This window comes from Bartonella sp. AD328YNZD, from assembly GCF_042196425.1.
The window spans coordinates 1-5,986 of the sequence record NZ_JBHIQG010000140.1; the positions used below are offsets into that span (position 1 = coordinate 1).

General features: G+C 42.2%; 7 protein-coding genes and 3 pseudogenes. All 10 read right to left on the minus strand.

Annotation, left to right across the window (positions count from 1 at the left end; genetic code table 11):
- Positions 1-188: pseudogene (locus ACFIO3_RS07385) on the minus strand (XRE family transcriptional regulator); the annotation flags it as partial.
- Positions 189-253: 65 nt separating this feature from the next.
- Positions 254-1,039 carry a DNA adenine methylase gene (locus ACFIO3_RS07390; RefSeq protein WP_375615264.1) on the minus strand — a complete coding sequence of 262 codons (786 nt, stop codon included), beginning with the start codon at positions 1,037-1,039 and terminating at the stop codon, positions 254-256.
- Between the two features lie 26 nt (positions 1,040-1,065).
- Entirely contained in the window at positions 1,066-1,296 is a 231-nt protein-coding gene (locus ACFIO3_RS07395; RefSeq protein ID WP_375704260.1) for a hypothetical protein, read from the minus strand.
- Positions 1,297-1,412: 116 nt separating this feature from the next.
- A complete protein-coding gene (locus ACFIO3_RS07400) occupies positions 1,413-1,640 on the minus strand; it encodes a hypothetical protein (protein ID WP_375704261.1) in 228 nt (75 codons plus the stop codon).
- Positions 1,637-2,299, minus strand: coding sequence for a lysozyme (locus tag ACFIO3_RS07405; RefSeq protein WP_375704262.1), 663 nt, complete (start codon positions 2,297-2,299; stop codon positions 1,637-1,639). The genes ACFIO3_RS07400 and ACFIO3_RS07405 overlap by 4 nt, the downstream gene beginning before the upstream one ends.
- 68 nt (positions 2,300-2,367) lie before the next feature.
- Positions 2,368-3,651, minus strand: a complete 1,284-nt coding sequence (locus ACFIO3_RS07410) for a hypothetical protein (protein ID WP_375615502.1) — start codon at positions 3,649-3,651, stop codon at positions 2,368-2,370.
- A 27-nt stretch (positions 3,652-3,678) separates the two neighbouring features.
- A pseudogene (locus ACFIO3_RS07415) lies at positions 3,679-3,807 on the minus strand (hypothetical protein); the annotation flags it as partial.
- On the minus strand, positions 3,768-4,349 hold the full coding sequence (locus tag ACFIO3_RS07420; RefSeq protein WP_375615503.1) for a hypothetical protein: 582 nt from the start codon (positions 4,347-4,349) through the stop codon (positions 3,768-3,770). The pseudogene ACFIO3_RS07415 and the gene ACFIO3_RS07420, both read right to left, overlap by 40 nt.
- Before the next feature lie 385 nt (positions 4,350-4,734).
- Positions 4,735-5,723 (minus strand): annotated as a pseudogene (locus ACFIO3_RS07425) (phage late control D family protein).
- Entirely contained in the window at positions 5,723-5,977 is a 255-nt protein-coding gene (locus ACFIO3_RS07430; protein WP_375608884.1) for a tail protein X, read from the minus strand. The pseudogene ACFIO3_RS07425 and the gene ACFIO3_RS07430 overlap by 1 nt, the downstream one beginning before the upstream one ends.
- Positions 5,978-5,986: the final 9 nt, after the last annotated feature.

The following is a 5,986-nucleotide window of genomic DNA, read 5'->3' on the forward strand; positions in this document are numbered from 1 at the left end:
GCCTTCTCTTTATCTAAACCATAAAGCTCTATGATCTTTTCCTCCAGTCCTACAGGAACAGATTTTTTGCCAATCTCGACAGAAGATAAAAATGCTACAGATATGTCTAATTTCTTAGCCATATCTAAGAGGCGTTCGGAGTGATCAATGCGAAGTTTCCGTAAAATTTTACCAAAAGATGTAACCATATAAAAAGTCCTATTAGAGAAGAAATATTTTCTTCTGATTCTAACAAATCTTTTTATGATTTTCTTCAATTATTACGAATCAAGAGTTCTTTTCGGGGTGGTTTTTTAGTAAATCCTGATGTCCAAAGGGTCTCAACTTCTAAAAAGTCAAAATCCTTAAAGATCTCTAGAACCGCATCACAATCATTCAGACTCAAGACAAATTTCCCTTGGATACCCTTGAGAACTTTTGCCATACTGACAAAATCCTCTTCAACAAAATCTCCAGAACTGTAATATTTCCTTTGCAAAAAATAAGGCCGGTCTAAATAAAACAAACTATCGGGCGCATCAAAGAGCTCGATAACCCGTTCCCACGACAAATTTAATATGGTTGTATCAAGCAATTTTTGCCTTACACGTCTCATCCTTGATAATAGCTTTTCGGGATTAAAACCAGCGGGTCTCTTTCTTCCAAAACTAAAAGAAACGTAATCTTTTTTCCCATAAAGGACACAACATTGGAGAAACAAAAAGCGTGCGGCTCTTTCAACTTTGGAAAGGCTTTCGGGGTCAAGCGCTGCAAGGTCAAAAAACAACTGTCTTGAACAAATAAACCACTCCAATCGTTTGGCTAAATCATCAAAATGATTTTGAACACATTGAAACAGATTCGTGATCTCTCCATTCAAATCATTAATCACGGAATATTTTGCTGGTCGCTTGTTTAGAAAAATAACGCCTGAACCTAAAAACGGTTCAACATAGGTTTCATGATCAATACTATTTAAAATCGGTATAATTTTCTTACGCAGATAGTGTTTACCACCCATCCACGCAAACAGTGTCTGTGTAAATTCTTGTTTCGTCATATTTTAAAGGAAAGATTTTGTGAGTTCTAACTTTTTGTTATCCATCTTTCAAGATGTGAGAAGCTATTCTCTATGGCGCCCACGCAACGGGAAAAATCTATTACAAACATAAAGAGAATGAAGGCAATCCACTTCATGATGCGTGACATCATCTTTAAGCCTTGATAGGTCTCTATCATCTCATGAAGAAGCTGTTGTTCTGTTTCTGTAAGATCTTTATCTTTGCTGCTTCGTTTCTTGACCATCTTTCCAACCACATAAATGGGCTCCCTGCTTGTTATGCTTCAAAATATCTCTTGCAAGGTTGGAACTGATGACCTCAACATCCTGATTATCCAAATAAATGGGCAACCAGCCACCACAAGAAACAGACCTATTTGCCGCGCACCCAACGAGAAAGTTCAGAGCGCACACCAGCATCGCTTTTTCGATTAACTTCATTTTCTACCTCAAGACGGGTTGTTGCTGTCTTTAAAGCATTCTCTGTTTGCTTTTGCCGTTCGCTTTGCTTGCCAAGCTGAAACGCCTTGGTTAAAGCCATAAAAAAAACGGCTAAAGCCGCTGTAAACATAAGAGAATATTTCTTTAGCCAAAAAATCATAAACGTTGCTCCCCAAACCGCTTGGCGACAATCACTATGCCCGTTACAGCCGCTAAAACCATCATGCCTGCTAATGCCCATTGCACCGGACCATTGCCTGCTAACAAGCCACCAAAACCAGAACAAGACCCTATAATCGGGGCAAGCGCTTCTATCTTTAAAAGACCGCTTGCTGTTTTCGTTTCTACCCTTTGATAATTCGAAGAAACATAAGCCCCTTTTACCCATAATCCCGCTTCTGCTGCTCGACGGTTGGCTAAACCCGCAAGAGGCTTCCCACCGACCTTATTCCATTTCTGTAATTCTAAGGGTACAGCTTCATAATCACCTTGATTAAGCTTCTTCAACAAGGTTGACTTGCGAAAAGCAGCTGTTCCTACATTATAGCAAAATGAGACCAATGCCGCGAATTGGCAATCCGTTAACGAAACCGTCACCGCTTCCTCGACTGTCTTCTCAAATTGCTTTAAGTCTTCACAAAGGATTTCTTCCGCTTGCTTTTGCGTAATACGCATGCCTTTTTTGACAAGGGGGTGACCCGCGTTGCTGGTGTGACCATAACCAATCGTCCAGATACACGCCGTATCTCTATAAGCCTCTAAACGCAAACCTTCCCATTGTTTGATAAGCTCCAAACCTTCTTTCGATATCTTTCTCATCTGACGCTCCATAAAAAAAGCTCCACAAAAGTGGGGCCGAATAAAATGATGTTCTAATCAATCTCGCGTTAATTATAATAAAGTGGCTCGCTACATCCACAAGCGCCTATTTTTTCATCTTCTACATAACGAGAATGCGCAAAATTCCGCGCAAATTCACCATTACTAGCATCACCGGACCAATCGCCTCCTCCCAACATAACATTTACGTCTACACGTAAACTGCTTCCTTGTTCCCCTGTATACCATTTCGTCACGGGATAACAACCAGACAAAAATTGCCAAACATAACCGCAACCATCCTCACAACCGATATACGAAATCATACGACGATTTTCTGTATCAACGTGTCCTCCAGACGTTTTGGGAGAAGGCGCTTTATTGCCTATAATACTGGTTCCCGAATTGATTCCATACATGCAAGACGCGAACTCATCACTCGTCAAAAATCTCTTATTAACAGACGAAAAATCCACGTGATGGTCAGAATAGCTACGATTGGTTGTAATCGGAACACCATAGGCAGACTTCGTATTTTCACCTGTCCCTGATTGAAGATAAATATCAACCCAAATATTCTTCCACGGATCGTAAACCATTCCCTCTGGATCACTCCTCGGACAGTGATTTAAACACCAAACAGAATCAGGGAGAATATCCCCCGCTTGATAACCCGATAACGGATGATCTTCAATCTCACCAACATCTGCACAAAGCGTATGAAATCCACCAATCTTTTTAGAGGTATCCTCTGTATAACCATCAGGAACCGTCGGATTGTCCGAAATATTAAAGCTGATCTCATTATTATTAGTGAGGGTTGGTATAAGATAAATATAATAATCCTTGCCTGCTTCAAGAGGTTGTGTAATAAGAAAACCCACACCCTTTGTAAGACGGTGCAAGGTGTACCTATTCCCATGCTCTCCACCATGATAACAGCGAAAAAATGCGCCGCTGTTGATTATAATACCTCTTCTTTTTTGCAAATCCGCTTCCAGAATTCTTTGTGGTTGAACAAAACGCACATTCTCTAAAAAATAAGTAGAAAGAGAATTTACACTACCTTCAAGAGAAGAAAGACTATCACTATGAGTTTGTGTCGTCTCTTGCACTTCTGTCAATGCACTTTTTGCTTCTTCCGCTAAAGCTTTTACCTCAGAGGCGGCTGTATTCGCAGAATTTGTCGTTGCTGTCACCGTATCTAATGAACTCTTGACCTCTCCAAGCCCTTGCTTCGTCGTATCATCTTCTTCTTTTGCTTGCTCCGCAACACTCTTCGCTTCTTCTGCTGTCGACTTCGCAGTCTCGGCTACTTCCTTGGCTTTTTCTGATAAACTTTTTGCACTCAAAGCGGTTTGGCTTGCATGATCACTCGTGGATTTTGCTTCATTGGCTATTGTTTCTAAGCCTTCTGCTTTAGATTTTGCATCGCTAGCCTCTCTTAGTGCTTGATCTACTTTCTCTGTTACACTCTCTTCTCTGCTGCACTTTTCGACGCTGTCAATCCATCAGCGGCTGTCTGTTTGGCTCCATCTGCCTTCATACTTGCTTGTGTCGCTACTGTCTTAACTTCATGACATGTCGCTACCGCTGTTGCGGCTACTTGCGTCGTCTCTGTTGCTGTTTGGGAGGCATCTCTCGCTGTTTGTTCTGCACGTTCAGCAATCGACTTCGATTCATCGGCTAATCTTTTTGCTTCTGTCGAGACATGGACGGCGTTCTCACTTGCCTGCTTGACCTCTACAAAACTTTGCAATGCCGTAGCCAATGAACCTTTCGTACTACTTATTTCCCCTGTAGCTCTATCAAATCCTGCCTTCGCCTCTTCTGCCATTTGCTTGGCGGCATCAGAGGCACTCTTGGCTTCTTCGGCTAATCCCTTGGCTGTATCCGCTGTATCTTTTGCAAGATTAGCCGTTGTCGTTACTGCTGTAACCGCTTCACCCGTTTTCGTCACCTCTGTAAGCGCTTGTTCCGACAACCTCTTCGATTCTTCTGCAACCTGTTGCGCATGTAGCTTGCCAGCAGGTTTTTTATATTTTGCCACTAGGTTTTGTACCAATTCATTTTTTTTCAAAGAGTTTTAAAGGTTTTCTCAAAGGGTCTTCAAAGACCTTTCGAAGATCATTTAAAACCTCTTTTTCTTTTCTGCTCAAAATCGCAATTTGAGATGATCAATCATTGAGTTGGAATCGTATTATTTGAGAAGCAGCGTATATAAGATGTGTTCACCTCTTTTATCTTAAATTGATAGATAGTTTTTCCGTACCCCAAACACATTATTCAAGTACATTATTAAAGGGAGAAGCGTTTAAGGAATTTGGTCAACTTGACCAAATTCCTTTTCAGTACGCAATTGTGCAATGTTTGCACCATTGCTCCTTTGAGGAGTTGGGTAAACATTACCCTTTGATTTTCTGTCTCTCCAAGGTTTATTTTTCTCCTGCCTCTTTTCCCTTGTTTGGTGCTTCGAATGTAATTTCTGTTGTGTATCCGCTTTGTTTTTCATAACGATGTGTGACGGTAGCGGCTTTCCATGGTCCATTGATTTGCCCACGAAACCCTTGAAGGATGAGAGGTTGATCCGCCATGATTTCAGGGCGTCCTGCAAGAGACAAAGAACCACTGCCTACAGCACGACATAAGCGATCCGACTCGGAAGCGGCGGCAGATAAAGCTTCCTCTTGACATGGATAACAACTGCGTAGACGGCGTACAGGCCCGCTAAACCCTGTCTGATGCTTGACTTGGCATTGTTGCCCTGTTGAGCGATCAAAATAAGAAGCTTCAATGATGCCGTATTGCGTGCGTGGCTCTAACGTGAATTCCCAGTTAGAACAGTCGTGCTTATGAAGTTCAAGGCTGGTAAATTATCCCCGCTTAAAAATAAAAACTTATAGTCTTTGATTAAAAAACGCGCCCGCATGCGGTCCGCAAGACGGGTTAAAAAATCAACCGCCGATTGATCTGTACGAATCACATAAGAAAGAGTTTGTTTGATAAATTGTGGACTGACCTTTGCTTGATAGCCATGGCGTTTGGCGAGTGTCTCAACAATCTCACCAACAGTTTTGTGATCAAAATGTTCACTCGCTTGTTCTTTGAGTTCTTTACGCATCGAGGCGCTTTTGCCACAAAGGCGCAAAATCTCTCCATCACTGCCCCCAATACTCACCACCGACTCAACAACAAAACGCCCCATAAAGGCACTGATGCTGTTCTCATAGCCAAAAATCACTTGCAGAGTGCTGTTGCTTGAGGGAACCTCTAAATCATTACCACTATCATCAAACTCTGCTTCAAATGTATCGGCTTCATTGCCGGCATGGTCCGTAATGGTTGCGGTTAAAAGACGCTGGTAAAAAACCTCATGAACAAGCTTATCCCCCACCCTCACCTCAATAAAAGGATGCGTGCGCATTAATCCCATAACCGCTTCACCACGCTGTTCTTTTCTTGGCTAACAAACTCAGGCAGAATGACCTTTAAGCCCCGTGGCAACAGAGCACCATACCCTGCAATACCTGGATTGGCTTCCAGTGTGGCTTCTAAATAGCCATTTAGTCCCCCAACTTGAGAACGGTCCCCTAACACAGCCATGGCATGGTGAAAGCAGATCAGATCGAGACTCATATCTTCTAGCTCTACCACGAAGTGCTTTTCTGGTATCTTCATGGCGTTTCT

What these genes read in the sequence shown, in the direction of transcription:
- ACFIO3_RS07390 (WP_375615264.1), bottom strand. Translation starts at nt 1,039, where the DNA reads ATGACGAAACAAGAATTTACACAGACACTGTTTGCGTGGATGGGTGGT.
- ACFIO3_RS07400 (WP_375704261.1), bottom strand. Translation starts at nt 1,640, where the DNA reads ATGATTTTTTGGCTAAAGAAATATTCTCTTATGTTTACAGCGGCTTTA.
- ACFIO3_RS07405 (WP_375704262.1), bottom strand. Translation starts at nt 2,299, where the DNA reads ATGAGAAAGATATCGAAAGAAGGTTTGGAGCTTATCAAACAATGGGAA.
- ACFIO3_RS07430 (WP_375608884.1), bottom strand. Translation starts at nt 5,977, where the DNA reads ATGAAGATACCAGAAAAGCACTTCGTGGTAGAGCTAGAAGATATGAGT.